Annotated in this window: 17 protein-coding genes; all 17 read left to right on the forward strand. The window is 37.2% G+C overall.

From position 1 onward, the window contains the following. The first annotated feature begins 112 nt into the window (after positions 1 to 112). A complete protein-coding gene (locus MHH64_RS13270; RefSeq protein WP_095307040.1) occupies positions 113 to 2,245 on the forward strand; it encodes an HD family phosphohydrolase in 2,133 nt (710 codons plus the stop codon). Next, positions 2,245 to 2,709 (forward strand): rRNA maturation RNase YbeY, encoded by a 465-nt coding sequence (gene ybeY / locus MHH64_RS13275; protein WP_095307039.1) that lies wholly within the window; start codon positions 2,245 to 2,247, stop codon positions 2,707 to 2,709. The genes MHH64_RS13270 and ybeY overlap by 1 nt, the downstream gene beginning before the upstream one ends. Then, a complete protein-coding gene (locus tag MHH64_RS13280) occupies positions 2,699 to 3,061 on the forward strand; it encodes a diacylglycerol kinase family protein (RefSeq protein ID WP_340001889.1) in 363 nt (120 codons plus the stop codon). Before ybeY ends, MHH64_RS13280 begins: the two co-directional genes overlap by 11 nt. Before the next feature lie 428 nt (positions 3,062 to 3,489). Beyond that, complete coding sequence (gene era / locus MHH64_RS13285) at positions 3,490 to 4,398, forward strand: GTPase Era (protein ID WP_095307037.1); 909 nt, start codon at positions 3,490 to 3,492, stop codon at positions 4,396 to 4,398. Between the two features lie 459 nt (positions 4,399 to 4,857). Next, a complete protein-coding gene (locus tag MHH64_RS13290) occupies positions 4,858 to 4,998 on the forward strand; it encodes a YqzL family protein (protein WP_095307036.1) in 141 nt (46 codons plus the stop codon). A gap of 184 nt (positions 4,999 to 5,182) precedes the next feature. After that, the gene (gene recO, locus MHH64_RS13295; RefSeq protein WP_095307034.1) at positions 5,183 to 5,926 is read left to right on the forward strand and encodes a DNA repair protein RecO; all 744 of its coding nucleotides are present in this window, start codon (positions 5,183 to 5,185) and stop codon (positions 5,924 to 5,926) included. Between the two features lie 460 nt (positions 5,927 to 6,386). After that, positions 6,387 to 7,265, forward strand: coding sequence for a glycine--tRNA ligase subunit alpha (gene glyQ / locus MHH64_RS13300; RefSeq protein ID WP_095307033.1), 879 nt, complete (start codon positions 6,387 to 6,389; stop codon positions 7,263 to 7,265). Then, the gene (gene glyS / locus MHH64_RS13305) at positions 7,266 to 9,350 is read left to right on the forward strand and encodes a glycine--tRNA ligase subunit beta (protein WP_340001890.1); all 2,085 of its coding nucleotides are present in this window, start codon (positions 7,266 to 7,268) and stop codon (positions 9,348 to 9,350) included. A gap of 378 nt (positions 9,351 to 9,728) precedes the next feature. After that, positions 9,729 to 10,358, forward strand: coding sequence for a helix-turn-helix transcriptional regulator (locus tag MHH64_RS13310; protein WP_340001891.1), 630 nt, complete (start codon positions 9,729 to 9,731; stop codon positions 10,356 to 10,358). Between the two features lie 35 nt (positions 10,359 to 10,393). Then, positions 10,394 to 11,197 (forward strand): pyruvate, water dikinase regulatory protein, encoded by an 804-nt coding sequence (locus MHH64_RS13315; RefSeq protein WP_095307030.1) that lies wholly within the window; start codon positions 10,394 to 10,396, stop codon positions 11,195 to 11,197. 448 nt (positions 11,198 to 11,645) lie between these two features. Beyond that, the gene (gene dnaG / locus MHH64_RS13320; RefSeq protein ID WP_340001892.1) at positions 11,646 to 13,460 is read left to right on the forward strand and encodes a DNA primase; all 1,815 of its coding nucleotides are present in this window, start codon (positions 11,646 to 11,648) and stop codon (positions 13,458 to 13,460) included. Positions 13,461 to 13,491: 31 nt separating this feature from the next. Next, positions 13,492 to 14,607 (forward strand): RNA polymerase sigma factor RpoD, encoded by a 1,116-nt coding sequence (gene rpoD, locus MHH64_RS13325; RefSeq protein ID WP_095307028.1) that lies wholly within the window; start codon positions 13,492 to 13,494, stop codon positions 14,605 to 14,607. Between the two features lie 83 nt (positions 14,608 to 14,690). Further along, positions 14,691 to 15,242: a hypothetical protein gene (locus tag MHH64_RS13330; RefSeq protein ID WP_340001893.1), complete on the forward strand. Its 552-nt coding sequence runs from the start codon at positions 14,691 to 14,693 to the stop codon at positions 15,240 to 15,242. A gap of 89 nt (positions 15,243 to 15,331) precedes the next feature. Continuing rightward, positions 15,332 to 15,715 (forward strand): cytochrome c550, encoded by a 384-nt coding sequence (cccA, locus tag MHH64_RS13335; RefSeq protein ID WP_095307025.1) that lies wholly within the window; start codon positions 15,332 to 15,334, stop codon positions 15,713 to 15,715. 140 nt (positions 15,716 to 15,855) lie between these two features. Next, a complete protein-coding gene (locus MHH64_RS13340; RefSeq protein ID WP_340001894.1) occupies positions 15,856 to 16,593 on the forward strand; it encodes a tRNA (adenine(22)-N(1))-methyltransferase TrmK in 738 nt (245 codons plus the stop codon). Then, positions 16,574 to 17,689, forward strand: coding sequence for a Nif3-like dinuclear metal center hexameric protein (locus MHH64_RS13345; protein WP_095307023.1), 1,116 nt, complete (start codon positions 16,574 to 16,576; stop codon positions 17,687 to 17,689). The genes MHH64_RS13340 and MHH64_RS13345 overlap by 20 nt, the downstream gene beginning before the upstream one ends. Positions 17,690 to 17,720: 31 nt before the next feature. After that, a complete protein-coding gene (locus MHH64_RS13350) occupies positions 17,721 to 19,034 on the forward strand; it encodes a DEAD/DEAH box helicase (RefSeq protein ID WP_095307022.1) in 1,314 nt (437 codons plus the stop codon). Position 19,035 lies beyond the last annotated feature (1 nt).

Raw genomic sequence — 19,035 nt, forward strand, 5'->3', positions numbered from 1 at the left:
TAAACAGAATAAGGAATTCACGGGACTGTTTCCCCCGCCCTTTACATATTTGGTTTCTAAAAATAGAGCGGGGATACAGTACGTTGATGCGTGATAAATTGGGGTGATACGAATGAAAGAGCGAATAAGTAAAAAGCTCGAGTCGTTAGGGAAAAAACATAATTGGCTATTCATATTATTACCAGTAGTTTTATTAGGTGTCTTTTTCTTTTTTATAACGCTAAATAATGTTCAAACAGAAATCTACGATATTGAACGATTCAGTAATGCAAGTGAAACGATTCGTTCTCCTATCACAATTGAGAATGAACAAGAAACGGAACGGAAAACAAGGGAGACCGTTCAATCTGTGCAAGATAGATATAGCATATCCAATGAAGTTACGATGGAGCAAGTAAGTTTTGTGGAGGAAATATTTGACGGTATTTTCAAACTAGAAGAAGAAAGTGAAGGTAGGCGTGATGAAGAGGAAACACCTGCACCTCTTACAGATCAAGAAAAAGTAATCCAATTAAAGCAAATTTTATCTGATGAAATAAGCAACTCTGTAAAAGACGGTACATTGATCCACCTTCTACAATTCAGTGAAGACGAATTGGATGCGGGAAAAGAGATACTGGCAGAAGCACTTGAGGAAACATTAAACAATGGTGTACGTACAGAGAATTTGGAAACTGCAAAGGCAAATGTCAATCAGTATATTGAATATGCGGATATAGAAGAAACGTTGAAGGAACCATTAATGGAGCTCACAAATTTTGCTGTGGTTGAAAATTCTTTTTTTGATGTGGAAAAAACCTCAGAGGCAAGAAAAGAGGCTGCAAGCAGTGTTGATCCAGCTATGATTCGTGCTGGTGAGGTAATTGTTAGAGAAGGACAAACGATAACGAATGAAATTTATGAAAAGCTGGATCTTGTTGGATTGCTGGACGAGCAGAGTAATATTTATCCAGTAATCGGGCTTGCTTTGCTTATTATCATGATTTGCAGCTTTATAACTATAGAGATGCATCACCTATCCAAGCAAAATAAATGGAGCTTGGAAAAAATGCTTGCAATCTTTTTTATTAGCATGATTGTCGTTTCTTTAATGAAGATAATTAGTGTTTATACAACACAGTCCAACCAGCTTTTTTTCGTTACCCCAATTGCCACGGGGGTTATACTAATTAAAATGTTAATCAATGAAAGATTAGCTATTGTGATGTCTATACTTTATGCTATTTTAGGAAGTGTTATATTTAATGGGCAAATAGCAGGTTCTTTAAATGTGGAAGCTGGGATTTACTTCCTTGTCAGTCAATTAGCTGGGATTATCTTTTTAATGAATGTGAAGGATAGACTAACCATTTTAAAGACTGGGCTTGGTGTAGCTCTTGTCAATATTGTTACTGTATTACTATTTTTATTTCTTTCCTTTGAAAAATATTCCTGGTTTGACCTTTTTGTACATACAAGCTTCGGACTAACGTCAGCAATTCTAGCAACAGTATTAGCTATTGGTTTACTTCCATTTTTCGAAACGATACTTGGAATTCTTTCAGATATAAAATTATTACAGCTTTCTAATCCAAATCAACCACTTTTGAAAAAATTATTAACAGAATCACCTGGAACTTACCATCATTCAGTTATGGTTGCAAACATAAGCGAAACAGCTTGTGAAGCGATTGGTGCAAACGGATTGCTGGCTAGAGTTGGTGCCTATTATCATGACTTAGGTAAAACGGCCCGACCACATTATTTTATAGAGAATCAATTATCTGTTCGGAATCCCCATGATTTTATCGATCCGAAAAAAAGTGCCGAGATTATTATACGACACCCATATGACGGAGCTGAATTGTTAAATAAGCATAAAATGCCTAAAGAAATTATTGATATTGCCAAACAACACCATGGCACATCCTTATTGAAATTCTTCTATTATAAGGAGAAGGAAAAGAATCCGGATGTGGAAGAATCCGTTTTTAGGTATCCGGGACCTAAGCCGCAAACAAAAGAAGCAGCTATTATTTGTATTTGTGACTCGGTTGAAGCAGCAGTCCGATCCTTAGAAGAGCCTACAACCGAAAAAATTGAAGATATCGTAGCCTCCATCGTAAAGAGTCGACTCGCTGATGGACAATTAGATGAAAGTCCTTTAACATTAAAGGAGCTACATGTTATTCACCGAACCATTATTGAATCGTTAAAAGGAATATTTCATTCCAGAATTCAATATCCATCGAAGGAGGCAAAATAATGTACATTGATTTTCATGATGAAACAAATACTGTGACAAGTGACTATGTTGATTTATTAGAACGTTTACTTCAATTCGCAGCTGACAAAGAGGGTATATCTAAAGAAGCGGAAATGTCCGTTAATTTCGTTGATAATAAAGAGATCCAAGCGCTTAACCGTAATTATCGCGGGAAAGATGCACCTACCGATGTTATTTCTTTTGCGATGCAGGAATCGGTTGAAGGGGAGATTGAAATAGTTGGTGAGGATATGCCGTTAGCACTTGGAGATATAGTTATTTCCGTAGATAAGGCGAAGGAGCAAGCAACCGAATATGAGCATTCCTATGAAAGAGAACTTGCATTTTTGACGCTACACGGTTTCTTGCACTTGTTGGGATATGACCATATGAATAAATCAGATGAAGCGAAAATGTTTAAAAGACAAGAAGAAATACTAGGTGCGTTCGGAATTGAAAGATAAGAAACGTAAAATTGGATTTAGTTATGCCTGGAACGGGATCAAGGAGATCGCGCAAACAGAACGTAATTTTAGAATACATTTGTTAGCAACGTTATTGACAATAACTGCCGGGTTTCTATTTAAGCTAACAATGGTAGAGTGGGCTATTATTGTTCTAACCATTGGACTGGTACTTATGGCAGAGGTAACGAATACCGCTATTGAGAAGCTTATTGATTACTTAAGACCGGAGATACATCCTGCAGCTAAAATAATAAAAGATGTTGCTGCTGGTGCTGTATTAATTGCCGCTATTATTGCTGCGGTTATTGGATTGCTTATATTTTTGCCAAAATTGTATAATTTTTTCTAGAAGAGGCCGGGATATAACGAAAGTGTTTAACTTTAAAGGCGAACCGTGCACAAACTTAGTGACATAGACTTCTGCGGGAGAGAAGGTGATAGGTGAGACACCGAAGTGCGATAGCACAGGGAGCTCACCAGTTACCTCTAAATGTGTGAAGTGTATTTCTAGAGTTGGTTGTTCGTATTTTTCCTATGTTAAAATACTTTTGCCCCAGCCTCTTCTTTTTGGCGTGTTTTACTTTCATATAATACGGGTAAGAGAAGGTTAAGTTTACATATTTTTATGTTAATCTTTGCATTTGGAATTTATTGTGGTACTTTAGGTGAAAAGATAATCTTTTTAAAGCTTTTGTCGATTGAATGAAAGCTTGCATTATTTGTAGTATTATAATGTAAAGAATCACATATCAAAGAAATCGTCGCGGAGGACACAGCATGGAAACAAATCATCAGTTTAAATCAGGATTTATTACAATAATTGGAAGACCCAATGTTGGTAAGTCAACATTTATGAATCGTGTTATAGGGCAAAAGATTGCTATTATGAGTGATAAGGCACAGACAACCAGAAATAAAATCCAAGGTGTGCTTACAACAGAGGATGCACAGCTTATATTTATCGATACCCCGGGGATTCATAAACCGAAGCATCGACTGGGCGATTTTATGGTAAACGTAGCAGAAAGTACACTTAATGAAGTGGATGCTGTTTTGTTTATGATTAATGCAAAGGAAGGTTATGGAAAAGGTGATCAGTATATTCTAGATCGTTTGCAAAAAGTAAATAGCCCAATCTTCTTAATCATTAATAAGATAGATTTGGTTCATCCTGATGAATTACTGGCCTTGATTGATCAGTATAAAGATAAGTGTAAATTTGAAGAAATTATTCCAATTTCTGCCTTGGAAGGAAACAATGTAAATCATTTAGTCGATGTTCTGAAAAGTCACATACCTGAAGGTCCTCAATACTATCCAGAAGATCAAGTAACCGACCATCCGGAACGCTTTATTATTGCTGAACTAATTCGGGAAAAAGTATTGCATTTAACAAAAGAAGAGGTACCTCATTCGATTGCAGTTGCAATTGAAAATATCGAAAAAAGAGAGCAAGAGAAGCTGCTCGTTCAAGCAACAATTATTACAGAAAGAAGCACACAAAAGGGTATTTTAATTGGTAAGCAAGGAAGTATGCTTAAAAATATTGGGAAAAATGCCAGGAAAGATATTGAAGCTTTACTGGGCTCTAAAGTATACTTAGAGCTTTGGGTTAAGGTTAAGAAAGATTGGCGGAATAGACAAAGTCAACTGCTTGAATATGGCTATCGCAGTGATGAGTACTAAATAAATGCTCGAAAAGAGGATAAAAGGACTGAGGTCTGTTATGGTTGCAATCTCCATAGCAACACTAATAATGCATCTGACGTTGCAGATTTTCAGCACTTGACGTGTCATTTTTACCGGACATTTTGAACAACCTTTAAACTTGGTAATTTTTAATACTAATGAATTTCAGCTAAAGTGCCACTCTAAATAGTAAGTTACATTTTCATTATAGTGTGTTTCAAAAAGGAGGATAAAAAGGACCGAGAAGTTCGAGGCGGCGAAGCTTTGAGTACCGCACTTCCCCAGGATGTGGTGACTTCTGTGTTGTCCACAGGACGTGGACGGTTTTAACAGAAGTTCATTGAATCCCTTGATACGTGAGGAACGGAAAGGCAAGCCAACGATGAAATTTGACGTGTCATTTTTACCGGACATTTTGAAAATCCTATTAAACATTAAAGAAAGGTGGGGTTTCTTGTGATCGAACTAACGTGGAAAATATTTAGTCAGACAGGAAACATTGAAACCTATTTATTATTAAAGGAAATAGAAAATGCAACATCGCAACAAGAGTTTGGACAGACTGAAACAGAAGTAACACTAGATGCAAAAATATAACATTATCGAATACCATGAAGGTTTGAACTGAAGGAATGGTTGTGTGAGTAAATAGGCTGACAGAACCATTCCACCAATGAGAAGCAATAATCAATAATCTTAACCGAAGCTTTCATCTTCATAGGAGGAGATGAAATAATCTGCATCTGTGGTTCTTTTTGTACAAGAAAAAGGGTGAAGCTGTGTGCTAGAGAAAATAGATGGAATCATCATTAAAACAAGGGATTATGGAGAAACCCATAAGCTTGTAACAATCCTTAGTAAAAACATTGGAAAATTCACAGCGCTTGCTAGAGGAGCTAAAAAGCCAAAAAGTAGGATGGCTGCGGTTATACAGCCGTTTATACGCGCTCAACTATTTGTATATGTGAATCAAGGCTTGAGCACGATTCAGCAAGGAGAAATCGTTAATTCCTTTCGTCCAATTCGGGAGGATATTGTTAAAACCGCTTATGCAGCTTATATGACAGAGCTTACAGATAAATTACTGGATGAAAAAAGTCCAGATCCATACCTGTTTGATCAATTTGTTCAAACCATGACTTGGATATCTGAAAATGAAGAGGCCGAGATACCATTAATGATGTATGAGTTGAAGTTATTCGAAAAAGGAGGATTTGCTCCTACTGTTGACCGTTGTACCAATTGTGGCAATCGACAAATGCCATTCGCATTTTCAATTGCTGAAGGTGGAATGCTCTGTACCCGCTGCAGGTACATTGATGGGGAGGCAATCGGGCTTCCAGATACGATCGCTAAATTACTTTTTATGTTTTCATCAGTTGGTTTAGAACGTATCGGAACTATCTCCATCAAGCCAGAAAATAAGGAGCTTCTTCGAAATTTATTAAATGCATATTATGATCAATATGGTGGATTTTATTTAAAAACAAGGAAATTTCTAACACAGCTTGACAAATTAATGTAGCTAACGATTGACAGAATGAAAAGGATAAAGTATGATTTTTACATATTTCAATATTAAATAATGATTTGCGAAGATGGAGATAAGTACCAGTTCCAATTCTATTTAAAGCGAGTCCAGGATAGTGTGAGCTGGATAACTAGATGTCTGGGAAAGGAACTCCTGAGCAAAGAAAATAAAGTGGCTCTAATACAGATTGTTCAAAAAGGCAGATGAAAATGACACAACATAAGGGTGTTGATCTTTGACTAAGACGAAACTATCAACACGTTCTGTGTCGAGTATCGAAGTCATCACAACTTGTGGAAGCTTGCAGGCTTGCTATTCATCCTTTTTTGAACACGCAATTATATGGAGCAAATAGGGTGGAACCGCGGTAAAAACCGTCCCTATGTCTATAACATGTAGACATAGGGACGGTTTTTTAACGTTTTAAGATTAATGAATCTGGAGGTAATTTTTAATGAATATCCAAGAAATGATTTTAACATTACAAAAGCATTGGTCAGATCAAAATTGTATTTTGATGCAAGCGTATGATACGGAAAAAGGAGCAGGAACGATGTCACCAATGACATTATTACGCAGTCTTGGACCAGAACCATGGAATGTTGCTTATGTAGAGCCATCAAGAAGGCCTGCAGATGGACGATATGGTGAAAATCCAAACCGTTTGTATCAGCATCATCAATTTCAAGTGATTATGAAGCCATCTCCAGCTAATATTCAACAACTCTACTTAGATTCTTTAGTAAAGCTTGGAATTAATCCGCTTGAACATGATATTCGCTTTGTCGAGGATAATTGGGAAAATCCCACATTAGGTGCTGCTGGACTCGGTTGGGAAGTATGGCTTGATGGTATGGAAATAACCCAATTCACATATTTCCAGCAAATAGGTGGACTTGAAGCAAATCCAGTAACCGTCGAAATAACTTATGGAATTGAACGTCTTGCTTCCTACATCCAAGATAAGGAAAATGTGTTTGATTTAGAATGGAATAACGGTGTAACGGTGCGTGATATCTTTTATCAGCCGGAGTTCGAGCATTCCAAATATACGTTTGAAGAATCTGATACTGAAATGCTCTTCCAGCTGTTTTCTATGTATGAGAAAGAAGCAGAGAGCACGATGAATAAAGGACTTGTATTTCCTGCATATGATTATGTTTTAAAATGTTCGCATACCTTTAACTTACTTGATGCCAAAGGTGTTATATCTGTGACCGAACGGACTGGTTACATCTCACGAATCCGCAACTTAGCCCGCAGTATCGCCAAAACCTATGTTGCAGAACGTGAGAAGTTAGGATTTCCAATGCTTGAAAAGGAGGAAAATTAAATGGCAAGAGATGTATTATTTGAAATCGGACTAGAAGAGCTACCTGCACGATTTATCGATGATGCAGAGCAGCAATTATTATCAAAAACAGAAGCGTGGTTAAAAGGACTTCGAATTCCTTTCGGCTCGATTACTTCATTTGCAACACCGAGACGTTTAGCTGTCTATATTCACGAAATGGAAGAATTCCAAACCACAATTGAGGAAGAAGCTAAGGGGCCTGCTGAGAAAATCGCTAAAGATGAAAATGGCGATTGGACAAAAGCAGCTATTGGTTTTACAAGAGGCCAAGGGAAAACACCTGACGATATTTATACGAAAGAGATTAAAGGTATATCCTATATTTTTGTGAAAAAGCATATCGAGGGGAAGCCTGTTCAAGAATTGCTTCCTGATTTCAAAGCAATACTAGAGTCGATTCAATTTGGCAAAAATATGCGCTGGGCAAAAGAAACACTTCGTTATGCCCGTCCGATTCGTTGGCTTGTTGCATTATTCGGGAGCGAAGTTATTCCGTTTGAAATCACTAGCGTACAAACAAGCAATATAACATATGGTCATCGTTTCTTAGGGAAAGAGATCCGTTTAGCTACAGCTTCTGAATACGAGTCTTCCTTGCTTGACAATTATGTAATTGTAAATCCTAAAAAACGTGAGGAAATGATTATTGAAGGTATTAAAACACTTGAAGAGGCCAATAATCTGTTGATTCCGGTTGACGCTGATTTACTAAATGAAGTAAGGAACCTTGTTGAATATCCAACAGTATTCATAGGGGCATTTGAAGAAGGTTTTCTAAATTTACCATCAGAGGTTCTCATTACTTCTATGAAAGAACACCAACGGTATTTTCCTGTAACAGCTACAGACGGGCAATTATTAGCACGTTTTGTTGGGGTTCGAAATGGAGATGTACATGAACTTGCGACTGTAATTCGAGGAAATGAAAAAGTTCTCCGTGCACGATTAGCAGATGCAGAGTTTTTCTTGGAAGAAGACCTTAAACAATCCATTGATTTTTATCAGAAAAAATTAGAACGTGTTGTTTTCCAGAAAGAATTAGGAACGATTCATGATAAAGTGGAGCGAGTTGTTCATATAAGTACAAAGATAACAGATTTAATTGGACTCGATGGTGATCAAAAGGAAAAAGTAGTAAGAGCTGCAACAATAAGTAAATTTGATCTTATGACAAATATGGTTAATGAATTTACTGAACTACAGGGAACTATTGGCGAAAAATACGCACTTCATTTTGGTGAGGATTCACTTGTTGCTGGAACAATACGCGAGCATTATTTACCAAAGCAAGCAAATGGAGAGCTTCCTAAAACATTAATTGGTTCGATAGTAAGTATTGCCGATAAGCTGGATACAATTGTGGGATGTATCTCTATAGGTTTAGTTCCAACGGGTTCCCAGGATCCGTATGGACTTCGCAGACAAGCAACAGGTGTATTACGTATCATAGCTGATAGAAAATGGGATATTTCACTGGAAACCCTGCTAGAGATTGTTACTTCTTTATATCAAACATTAGATATTGAGCTGGAAAACCAAGAAAAGGTAGCGATAGAGCTTAAAGAATTTTTCCAACTTCGCGCATCTTATTTGCTTAAAGAATTAAATGTCGAGCAGGATGTGATTAATGCGGTTGTACATCGCGCAATAGGAAACTTTGATTATACAATTGCAAAGGCAAAACTTTTATCTGAAAAGCGTAATGATGAAAACTTTAAGCATGTCCAAGAGGCATTAGTTCGAGCCCTTAATTTATCTGATAAAGCAGAGGGTACAACTGTACGTACAGAACTATTTCAAACAGAATCTGAAGTAGCACTATTTTCGCAATATAACGTGGTTCGCGACACATTCAATACGTACAATAAGCAAAAAAATGCGGTTAAGGCATTAGCATGCTTAGAGGAATTAGCTATTCCAATCCATACATTCTTTGACAATAATATGGTAATGGCAGATGAAGAGGATATACGTACGAATCGTCTTTCGCTTATCAATGTACTTTCTATGTTGATTAAAGAATATGCTGATCTACGATTAATACAATGGAAACAGCACTTTTAAGCACAAGAGCGGAAGCGCCCGGTTAGCGACGTACGGACTGCGCCCCGAACTCTGGGGTGGTTCGACGAGTCGAACATTCCTACGGAGGAGATAAAGGAAACATGCCCCTTTAGGGGTATGCCGACGTTAGGCGCAGTCTGGTTTTAGTCGGCCATCCTTTACCAAGAGGCGATGTTGACTTTCACCGCAAGGGTATAAGTGCGACTAGGCCTCATGTCTTAGCCAGTCGGCAAGTCTTCTTTATCGTACGGAGGTGAGGGAAGTCTCGCTACAGCTTTAGCGCTGTAGCTGGACGTAATCAAAAGTATAACGTATTTTCCCTTTTTGCTATATAATATAAAGAAATAGTATGACATATTGTTTTCGGGTGGTGAAAAGGTGGAATTATCCAAAAGACAGGAACAAATCATTGAAATAGTTAAAGGTAACGGTCCAATTACAGGAGAACATATTGCAGATCGATTAAATTTGACACGAGCTACCTTGAGACCGGATTTAGCAATCCTAACCATGGCCGGCTACTTAGACGCCCGCCCGCGTGTCGGTTATTTTTATACGGGGAAAACTGGTTCGGAATTACTTACAGAGAAAATAAAAAAATTCAAAGTACATGAATTTTTACAAGTACCTGTCGTTGTCAAGGATAGTGTGTCTGTATATGACGCCATATCTACAATGTTTCTTGAAGATGTCGGAACATTATTTGTTGTAGATGATAACTCCTGTTTAACAGGAGTGCTATCCCGCAAAGACTTGTTGCGAGCAAGTATTGGGCAACAGAATTTAAGTGCTGTCCCTGTACATATAATTATGACAAGGATGCCAAATATTGCAGTATGTCGAAAAGATGACCTGCTAATTGATGCTGCTCAAAAATTGATAACAAGACAAATTGATGGATTGCCAGTTGTTAAAGAAATAGATGCTGGGTTTGAGGTCGTGGGCAGAGTGACGAAGACGACAATGACAAAAGCATTAGTAGAGTTAACAATAGGTGACCATGTGTAAGAAAACTTCAAAAGGGATGGAGGAGAGTTGTCGTAATGAATACTCAACCAATTGTTTTTGTATTATCTGACTCTGTGGGGGAAACTGCTGAATTAGTGGTAAAGGCAGGTCTAAGTCAGTTTACGAATGGGGATTACAAAATACAGCGTGTACCATATGTTGAGGATAAAGAAACAATCGATGAATTCCTGCAAATCGCGAAAGAAAAAAGAGGAATGATTGGGTTTACACTTGTTGATCCTGAGTTAAGAAACTATTTGAACGAACGATCAAAGTTAATGCAAGTAGAAGCTATTGATATAATGGGACCAACACTTGAAGCAATGGAGCGTGTATTTGATAAAAGTCCCCGACAGGAAGCAGGACTGATACATAAGCTTGATGAGGACTACTTTAAAAAGATAGAAGCAATTGAGTTTGCTGTAAAATATGATGATGGAAGAGATCCCCGGGGGATAGCTCGTGCAGATATTATTTTAGTTGGTGTCTCTCGTACATCCAAAACACCATTATCTCAGTATTTAGCACATAAACGCATTAAGGTGGCTAATGTACCGATTGTGCCTGAGGTTGACCCTCCAGAAGAATTATTTGAAGTTGACCCAGCGAAATGTATTGGACTTCGTATCACTGCTGACAAATTAAATGGCATTCGAAAAGAAAGGTTAAAGGCTTTAGGATTAGGTGATCAAGCGACATATGCAAATATGGATCGTATTCATCAAGAGCTTGATTATTTTGATAAGGTAATTAACAAGATTAAATGTCCAGTAATAGATGTTTCCCACAAAGCAGTAGAAGAAACTGCGAATCTTATCATGCGTATGATTCAAAAATAATTGAATTGGATTATGCAAAACGTTCTGCTCCTATACACGAGCAGAATGTTTTCTGTTCTTAGGAAAATAAGTCATTATAATAGATATCTTTTATAAAATGTATTATAATAAATCTTTGTGTAAACATATACGTAAAAAAGCTATCCTCTACTGTTATTCTGAAAAATAAAACATTCATTAACAAGAAGGATTTTAGGGTGATTATGTAGAATTACTTTATTAAAGATAGCTCTACTATTGTTAAAATCTCAATAGTTGGTTATTCGTTAGTTTATATTTTAGCTGCAGGAGGTACAATAGTAATTAAATATGGAGTAGATGGAAATGACCTTCTTAGACTTACCGATCGTAACAGAGGGTAATTTTTTTCGGTTTTGAAGAAAAAAATGTCGAAACATGAAGGATTTTTTTAATCCGTCACGAATATTAGTATAGTATGGTGGTTAATATGGCCAATCAAATACCAGAAGAGGTTATTGAAGAGATTAGAAAGTCCAATGACATTTTAGATGTTGTTGGCGAGTACGTACAATTAAAGAAGCAAGGTAGAAACTACGTCGGTTTATGTCCATTTCATGGAGAGAAAACACCATCTTTTACGGTAACTCAGGAAAAACAGATTTTTCATTGTTTTGGATGTAGTAAAGGTGGGAATGCTATAACTTTCATGATGGAGATCGAGAGTTTTTCCTTCTATGAGGCTTTGAAATTCCTCGCCGATAGAAGTGGGATTACGCTTCCAGATAGTGGGATGAATAAGGAATCATCAATGTCTTTAGAAAGCCAGAATGTTTTATCGGCGTATGACTGGCTACGTAAGCTTTATCATCACCTTTTACGCTTTACAAAGGATGGAAAAGAAGGGTATCACTATCTGAAGGAAAGAGGAATGGATGACGAAACAATTGAAGCCTTTCAGTTAGGGTTTGCACCTAATGCACAAGACTTCATTGCGGAATTTCTTGCTAAAAAAGGATTTCAGCAACAATTATTAGTAAAAGCTGGCATTATTTCCGAGCTCGATAACAATCGGGTTACGGACCGATTCAGAGGAAGAGTAATTTTTCCAATCCGAAATCATATTGGAAAAACTGTAGCTTTCGGTGGGCGCTCGATAACAGATGAGCAGCCGAAATATTTAAACAGTCCCGAGAGCGAGCTATTTCAAAAAGGCAAGCTACTATATAATTTTGACTTAGCCAAAAAACATATTCGCAAGCAAAATGAAGTTGTTTTATTTGAAGGGTATATGGATGTCATTTCAGCATATCAAGCTGGGGTGAAAAACGTAGTGGCCACACTTGGAACATCATTGACCGAACCTCAGGCAAAACTTTTAAATCGTTATGTTGATACGGTCGTTATTTGCTACGATGGTGACAAAGCGGGTCAAGCAGCAACATATAAGGCTGCGAATTTATTACGAAGTGTTGGCTGTGCAATAAAAGTAGCAAACCTTGATGAAGATATGGATCCTGACAGCTTTATTAAAAAGCATGGATCAGAGGCTTTTATGAATCAGGTCATAAAAGCAAGTGACACGTATATGAGTTTCTATATGCGCTACCTCCAAAAAGATTATAATCTGAATTTGGAAGGGGACCGCATATCCTATATAGAAAATATATTGAAAGAGCTTGCCATGATTGAGAGCCCTATTGAAAGGGAATATTATTTAAATGAATTGAGCGAAGCACATCAGATTTCTATTGAAACTTTATCAGCGGAAATGCAAGGCTACAGGCATAAACAAGAAAAGCTTGAGGATAAGCCGGGAAAGAACAGATATACTAATAACACAGCATTCAAACAACGTAGTAAGAAACTTCTTCCAGCTTTTTATAACGCAGAGAAAAAATTAATAGCATATATGTTGCAGAACTCTCATATTACAGAGAGGGTACAAAATGAATTAGGTGCAAGATTTAATGTTGATGACTATAAAATTATTGCCACCTATTTATATGCTTATTATGAAGAAGGACATTCGGCTGATATGAGCTTATTTATTGAAAGGCTTCATGATGACCGATTGAAACAGCTTGTAGCAGAGATCGCTATGACATCGATAAGAGAAGAAATAAGTGATAAGGAAATTAATGATTACATTCGGATTATTCAACATGAATCGAATGACTCTGTTAATATCAAATCACTGAAAGAGCAGCAAAAGATTGCTGAGCAGCAAAATGATCCCTTAAAAGCAGCTCAAATAGCAATGCAAATTATTAATCTTCAAAAGCAATTGAAAAATACAAATTAATTATCTAATTAGTCAAGAAGGAGGGGGACTCATGACCGACAAGAAGCCTTCGCAAACAAAGGAAACTGAAATGACGCTTGACCAAGCAAAGGAAAAGCTTGTTGAAATGGGTAAAAAACGCGGTACGTTAGCCTATGAAGAGGTGGCAGACCGTTTATCCAACTTTGATATTGAATCCGATCAGATGGATGAATTCTATGAGTACCTGGAAGAACAAGGTGTAGAAGTGATTGGTGAATCTGATGAAGATCCAAACATGCAGGAGATCGCAAAAGAAGAGGAATTTAATTTAAACGACTTAAGTGTTCCTTTAGGAATTAAAATAAATGATCCTGTTCGTATGTATTTAAAGGAAATCGGAAGAGTAAACCTATTATCGGCTGCTGAAGAAATTGAGCTCGCATCAAGAATTGAAGAAGGCGATGAAGAAGCAAAACGTCGCTTAGCAGAAGCTAACTTGCGTCTAGTTGTAAGTATCGCAAAACGCTATGTAGGTCGAGGTATGCTTTTCCTTGATTTAATTCAGGAAGGTAACATGGGTCTGATTAAGGCTGTCGAAAAATTTGACTATCGTAAAGGCTTTAAATTCAGTACGTATGCAACATGGTGGATTAGACAAGCAATCACACGAGCAATAGCTGACCAAGCTAGAACTATCCGGATTCCTGTTCATATGGTAGAAACGATTAATAAATTAATACGGGTGCAGCGTTCCTTATTGCAGGATTTAGGCCGTGAACCAACACCAGAAGAAATTGGTGAAGAGATGGAGCTTAGTCCTGATAAGGTTCGTGACATTTTAAAGATTGCCCAAGAACCTGTTTCACTTGAGACTCCTATTGGGGAAGAGGACGACTCACACTTAGGAGATTTTATCGAGGACCAGGAGGCGGTATCTCCATCCGATCATGCTGCATATGAGCTATTGAAAGAGCAGCTTGAAGATGTGTTGGATACTTTAACGGATAGAGAAGAAAATGTTTTGCGTCTTCGCTTTGGCCTTGACGATGGGCGTACAAGAACACTCGAAGAAGTTGGTAAAGTCTTTGGTGTAACAAGAGAACGCATCCGTCAAATCGAAGCAAAAGCACTTAGAAAATTAAGACATCCAAGCCGTAGCAAACGATTAAAGGACTTTTTGGACTGATAGGTGTGGTCATTATTCGCAAGTACTGTGAATGATGACTATCCTGGCTTCCATCCTATCCATCCTGCATAGGGGTGATACTTTTGGCGGCAGAACGAATCGCTGTTATTGTTAAAGAAATTAAGTATTGGAAAGAAAACCGCTTGCTTCCTGAAACCTACTGTGATTATCTTCTTGCATTATACACAAATGGTGCAGCCTTCTCAGAAGAGGCGGATAACAATATTAAAATAAGACAATGGACAGTATTAGATGTAACACATTTAATATTATCATTGCTCATGATACCGTTTTCACTTCTTGTCTTATATTTTACTGAATTTGCTTCCGTTTTGCAACTCGGCATTTTACTGTTATTCTTTAGCTATTTAGTATGGATAATGAATTATTTTCGTAAAATTGGGCATCCTTATTTACACGTACCGCTTATTGCGTCACTATTAGTATTGCTATTATTTACTACGTTTATCTCGAAATTAATCCTGGATAGTAATATGCTACAAATTACAGTTTTAATTAGTAATTTTATCTATTGGTTTATAGTAAGTAAGCAAAGAAAAATAAAATATCTACAAATAATTAGTATTTTAGCGATAATATTTACTTTGCTGTATACTGGTTTTCTATATTTATAACTTATTCCTTTAAAAAAAACCAATTTTCGAGTAAACTATATAATGTATGTATAAATATATAATGGGGAGTACATAAGGAGGAACTACAAATGAGAAGAAACCCAGTTGTACCGTATGCAATTATTGCAATTTTAGGGGTACTAACAGTAGTCATTATTTCATTTGTCGGCTTGAATCAGCGTGCAGATATTCAAGTTGCTGAAGAGGGCGGATCTGAACAAACAGAAGAATCACAAGAAGGGGAAACTACAGGCGGAGACCCTGAAGCAGTTTTTCAGGCAAACTGTGCGGCGTGCCATGGTGGTGACTTATCTGGTGGAATGGGACCTGCTTTAACAACTGTAGGATCCACTCATTCTGCTGATGAGATTGCAGACATCATTCAAAATGGTATCGGTTCGATGCCAGCACAATCCCAAGTTGCTGGTGAAGAGCTAACAGCCCTTTCTGAATGGCTTAGTGAACAAAAATAATGAATGAGTAAGATGAAGTCTAAGCTTTCTGCTAAAACAGAAAGCTTTTCTTTTTTACATAGGAATTTGCTTTTAGAAATATGACTTTAGGTAGATTCAAATTCTAGAGGTGTTTAAACATCCTCTAAAAGGAGAATACGATGATAAATACATTAAAACTATCAGAACGTTTAAAGAAGGTTTCCTCATTTCTTCCGGAAGGAGCTCATTTTGCTGATATTGGTTCCGACCATGCTTATCTGCCATGCTATGTATGCTTACGTGATCAAAAAGCAAAGGCTGTAGCAGGTGAAGTCAATATAGGTCCATTTAATAGCGCAAAATCAACTGTAGAGGCCTATCAACTTTCCAATCGCATTGATGTAAGACTTGGTAATGGGTTAGAGGTGCTGGGTGACGATACAGATATTAAGCAGGTTGTAATAGCGGGTATGGGAGGCTCCTTAATTAAGACAATTTTGGATGAAGGAAAATCCAAATTATCAAGTGTACAACGAATTATAGCCCAACCGAATGTGGATGAGCGTAATGTACGCAGATGGCTTTTAAAAGAAGGGTTTATTGTTATCGATGAAACTATTATGGAAGAAAATGGACATCGTTATGAAATAATTGTAGCAGATAAAAAAGGAACGGATGAACTTATAGATCCTTATACGAAAAAGCAACTAGAAAGACAGTTACTGTTTGGCCCTATATTGTTGAAAAATAAAACTGGTATATTTCATGAGAAATGGCAATCAGAATATAAGAAGCTATCAAGAATTATTAGTCAAATGAAAGAAGCGAGTAATGTCGATAACGAAAAAATTGAACGATTTGAAAAAGAATTATTATGGATTAAGGAGGAATTACAGGATGAAGAACAACGTAACTAATTCAGATGTTTTTCAGCTTATGGAACAATGGGCTCCAAAGGAACTTGCCTATGACTGGGATAATGTTGGATTACAAATTGGTTCCTATCATAATCCTGTAACAAAAGTTCTTATCACACTTGATGTAATGGAAAATGTTGTAGATGAAGCAATTGAAAAGGGAGCAAATCTGATCATCGCACATCATCCATTCTTGTTTAAACCCATAAAACAGGTTAATATAGACACACCGCAAGGAAGAGTTATTCAGAAATTGCTAGAAAATCATATCTCTGTTTATGCAACACACACCAATTTGGATATTGCTCCTGGTGGTGTGAATGATATGCTAACTGACGCACTAGAATTGGAAGAAAATGATATGCTAGTAGAGACAGACAGAGAAAAGCTGTATAAAGTAGCGGTATATGTTCCAGAAACACATATTGATGAGGTAAGAGAGGCATTCGGTGAAAGTGGCGCTGGACATATTGGTAACTATAGCCATTGTACATTTCAGTCAAAAGGACAGGGAACTTTTAAACCGTTAGAAGGTAGTCAGCCATTTCTTGGAGCAAAAAATGAGTTAGAATTGGTAAATGAAGTGAAGATGGAAACAATTGTCCCTAAAGCAATCTTGCATAAGGTGATAAATGCTATCGTTGCTGCCCATCCCTATGAAGAAGTGGCATATGATGTTTTCCCGCTGGAAAATGAAGGGAAGCGTTACGGGATTGGCAGAATTGGTTCTTTGAAGAATAAAACAGATCTAAATAGCTTTTGTGAATATGTAAAAAAAGCACTTGATATTCCGGCTCTTCGCGTTACAGGTGACCTGAATAAAAAGATTCAGAAGGTAGCTGTTCTTGGCGGTAGTGGTGAAAAGTATATTCATCATGCAAAGAAAAAAGGAGCAGATGTCTACATTACTGGAGACATGACTTTCCATATGGCGCAGGAAGCCAGTCTTATGGGCCTTGGGGTTATTGATGCCGGCCACTATATTGAGAAAATAATGAAGCAATTTACGGCAGCATATTTGAAGGAACATTTGGATAAGGAAAATTTAACCATTCTTGTCTCCGAATCGAATACAGATCCTTTTCAGTTTGTGTAAAACAGAAAAAGACAAAAGGAGTATTACAACTATGAAAAAAAATAACTTTGACCCTTTCGCTTTCGAGCCTCCATTAAATCATGCTATTGAGAAGCTGAGATTTAACCAACCAACAGAAATACAAAGCAAAGTAATACCTGCAATTCTAAAAGGAGAAAGTGTAATTGGTCAATCGCGCACTGGATCTGGGAAGACACATGCCTATTTACTTCCACTTTTTAATCGAATTAATACGAATAAACGAGAAGTTCAATTTGTGATAACAGCTCCTACACGAGAACTAGCAACACAAATTTACAACGAAGTAAGAACAATTATTGACTTTGCGGAAAAAGAAGGCACATGGGTTGCGAAGCTATTAGTAGGTGGAACTGATAAACAAAAAATGGCGGAGAAATTAAAAACACCACCACATATAATTGTCGGCACACCAGGTAGAATTCTCGACCTTGTTAAGGATGAGGCGATTTCAATTTATTCAGCGACTTCTTTCGTAATTGATGAAGCAGATCTAATGCTGGACCTTGGTTTCATTGAAGACGTGGATCAATTACTAATCCGGTCGCAAAAAGATATTCAATTAATGGTATTTTCAGCGACAATTCCGCAACGTTTACAGCATTTTTTCAAAAAGTATTTGGAAAATCCGTTATATGTTAAAATAGATGAGCATTTCTCGCCGGAAACGATGGAGCATCGATTAATTGCGCGTAAACATCGTAATGAAGCAGATATTATTTATGATATATCAGAAGCAATCCAGCCATATTTGGCAATTGTTTTTACAAATGGAAAAAAACAAGCAAACGAACTAGCTGATTCATTACAGGAAAGAGGGTTAGACGTCGGCTTAATTCATGGTGGGCTAACACCCAGGGAGCGAAAACGTGTCCTGAAGGATATTCAAAATTTACGCTATCAATATGTCGTTGCAACAGACTTGGCAGCCAGAGGAATTGATATTAAAGGAGTCAGTCACGTCATTAACGCTCAAATACCAAAGGAAGAGGAGTTTTATATTCATCGCGTTGGCCGAACTGCAAGAGCTGGAATGGAAGGTACAGCAATCAGCATCTATGATGAAGCGGATTTGGCATTAGTTGAAAAACTCGAACAAAAAGGACTAACCTTCACCTATATGGAAGTGAAAAATGGAGAATGGAAAGAAGCAAAGTCCTGGAACGAACGGCACTTACGCACAAAAACAACCACGAATATTGAAAAAGAGGCTTGGAAACAGGTTCGTAAAGCGAAAAAGGTAAAGCCGGGCTATAAGAAAAAAATGAAAAAACAGCAAGAGTCCATTAAACGTCAATTATCAAAGCGTACTAAATATAAGAAATAGA

This window comes from Oceanobacillus sp. FSL K6-0127 (assembly GCF_037983385.1).
Taxonomy (GTDB): Bacteria; Bacillota; Bacilli; order Bacillales; family Amphibacillaceae; genus Oceanobacillus; species Oceanobacillus profundus.

Excerpts from the sequence above, each read along its gene's own strand:
- MHH64_RS13270 (WP_095307040.1), top strand. The coding sequence starts at position 113 with ATGAAAGAGCGAATAAGTAAAAAGCTCGAGTCGTTAGGGAAAAAACAT.
- ybeY (WP_095307039.1), top strand. The coding sequence starts at position 2,245 with ATGTACATTGATTTTCATGATGAAACAAATACTGTGACAAGTGACTAT.
- era (WP_095307037.1), top strand. The coding sequence starts at position 3,490 with ATGGAAACAAATCATCAGTTTAAATCAGGATTTATTACAATAATTGGA.
- glyQ (WP_095307033.1), top strand. The coding sequence starts at position 6,387 with ATGAATATCCAAGAAATGATTTTAACATTACAAAAGCATTGGTCAGAT.
- glyS (WP_340001890.1), top strand. The coding sequence starts at position 7,266 with ATGGCAAGAGATGTATTATTTGAAATCGGACTAGAAGAGCTACCTGCA.
- MHH64_RS13315 (WP_095307030.1), top strand. The coding sequence starts at position 10,394 with ATGAATACTCAACCAATTGTTTTTGTATTATCTGACTCTGTGGGGGAA.
- dnaG (WP_340001892.1), top strand. The coding sequence starts at position 11,646 with ATGGCCAATCAAATACCAGAAGAGGTTATTGAAGAGATTAGAAAGTCC.
- rpoD (WP_095307028.1), top strand. The coding sequence starts at position 13,492 with ATGACCGACAAGAAGCCTTCGCAAACAAAGGAAACTGAAATGACGCTT.
- cccA (WP_095307025.1), top strand. The coding sequence starts at position 15,332 with ATGAGAAGAAACCCAGTTGTACCGTATGCAATTATTGCAATTTTAGGG.
- MHH64_RS13340 (WP_340001894.1), top strand. The coding sequence starts at position 15,856 with ATGATAAATACATTAAAACTATCAGAACGTTTAAAGAAGGTTTCCTCA.
- MHH64_RS13345 (WP_095307023.1), top strand. The coding sequence starts at position 16,574 with ATGAAGAACAACGTAACTAATTCAGATGTTTTTCAGCTTATGGAACAA.
- MHH64_RS13350 (WP_095307022.1), top strand. The coding sequence starts at position 17,721 with ATGAAAAAAAATAACTTTGACCCTTTCGCTTTCGAGCCTCCATTAAAT.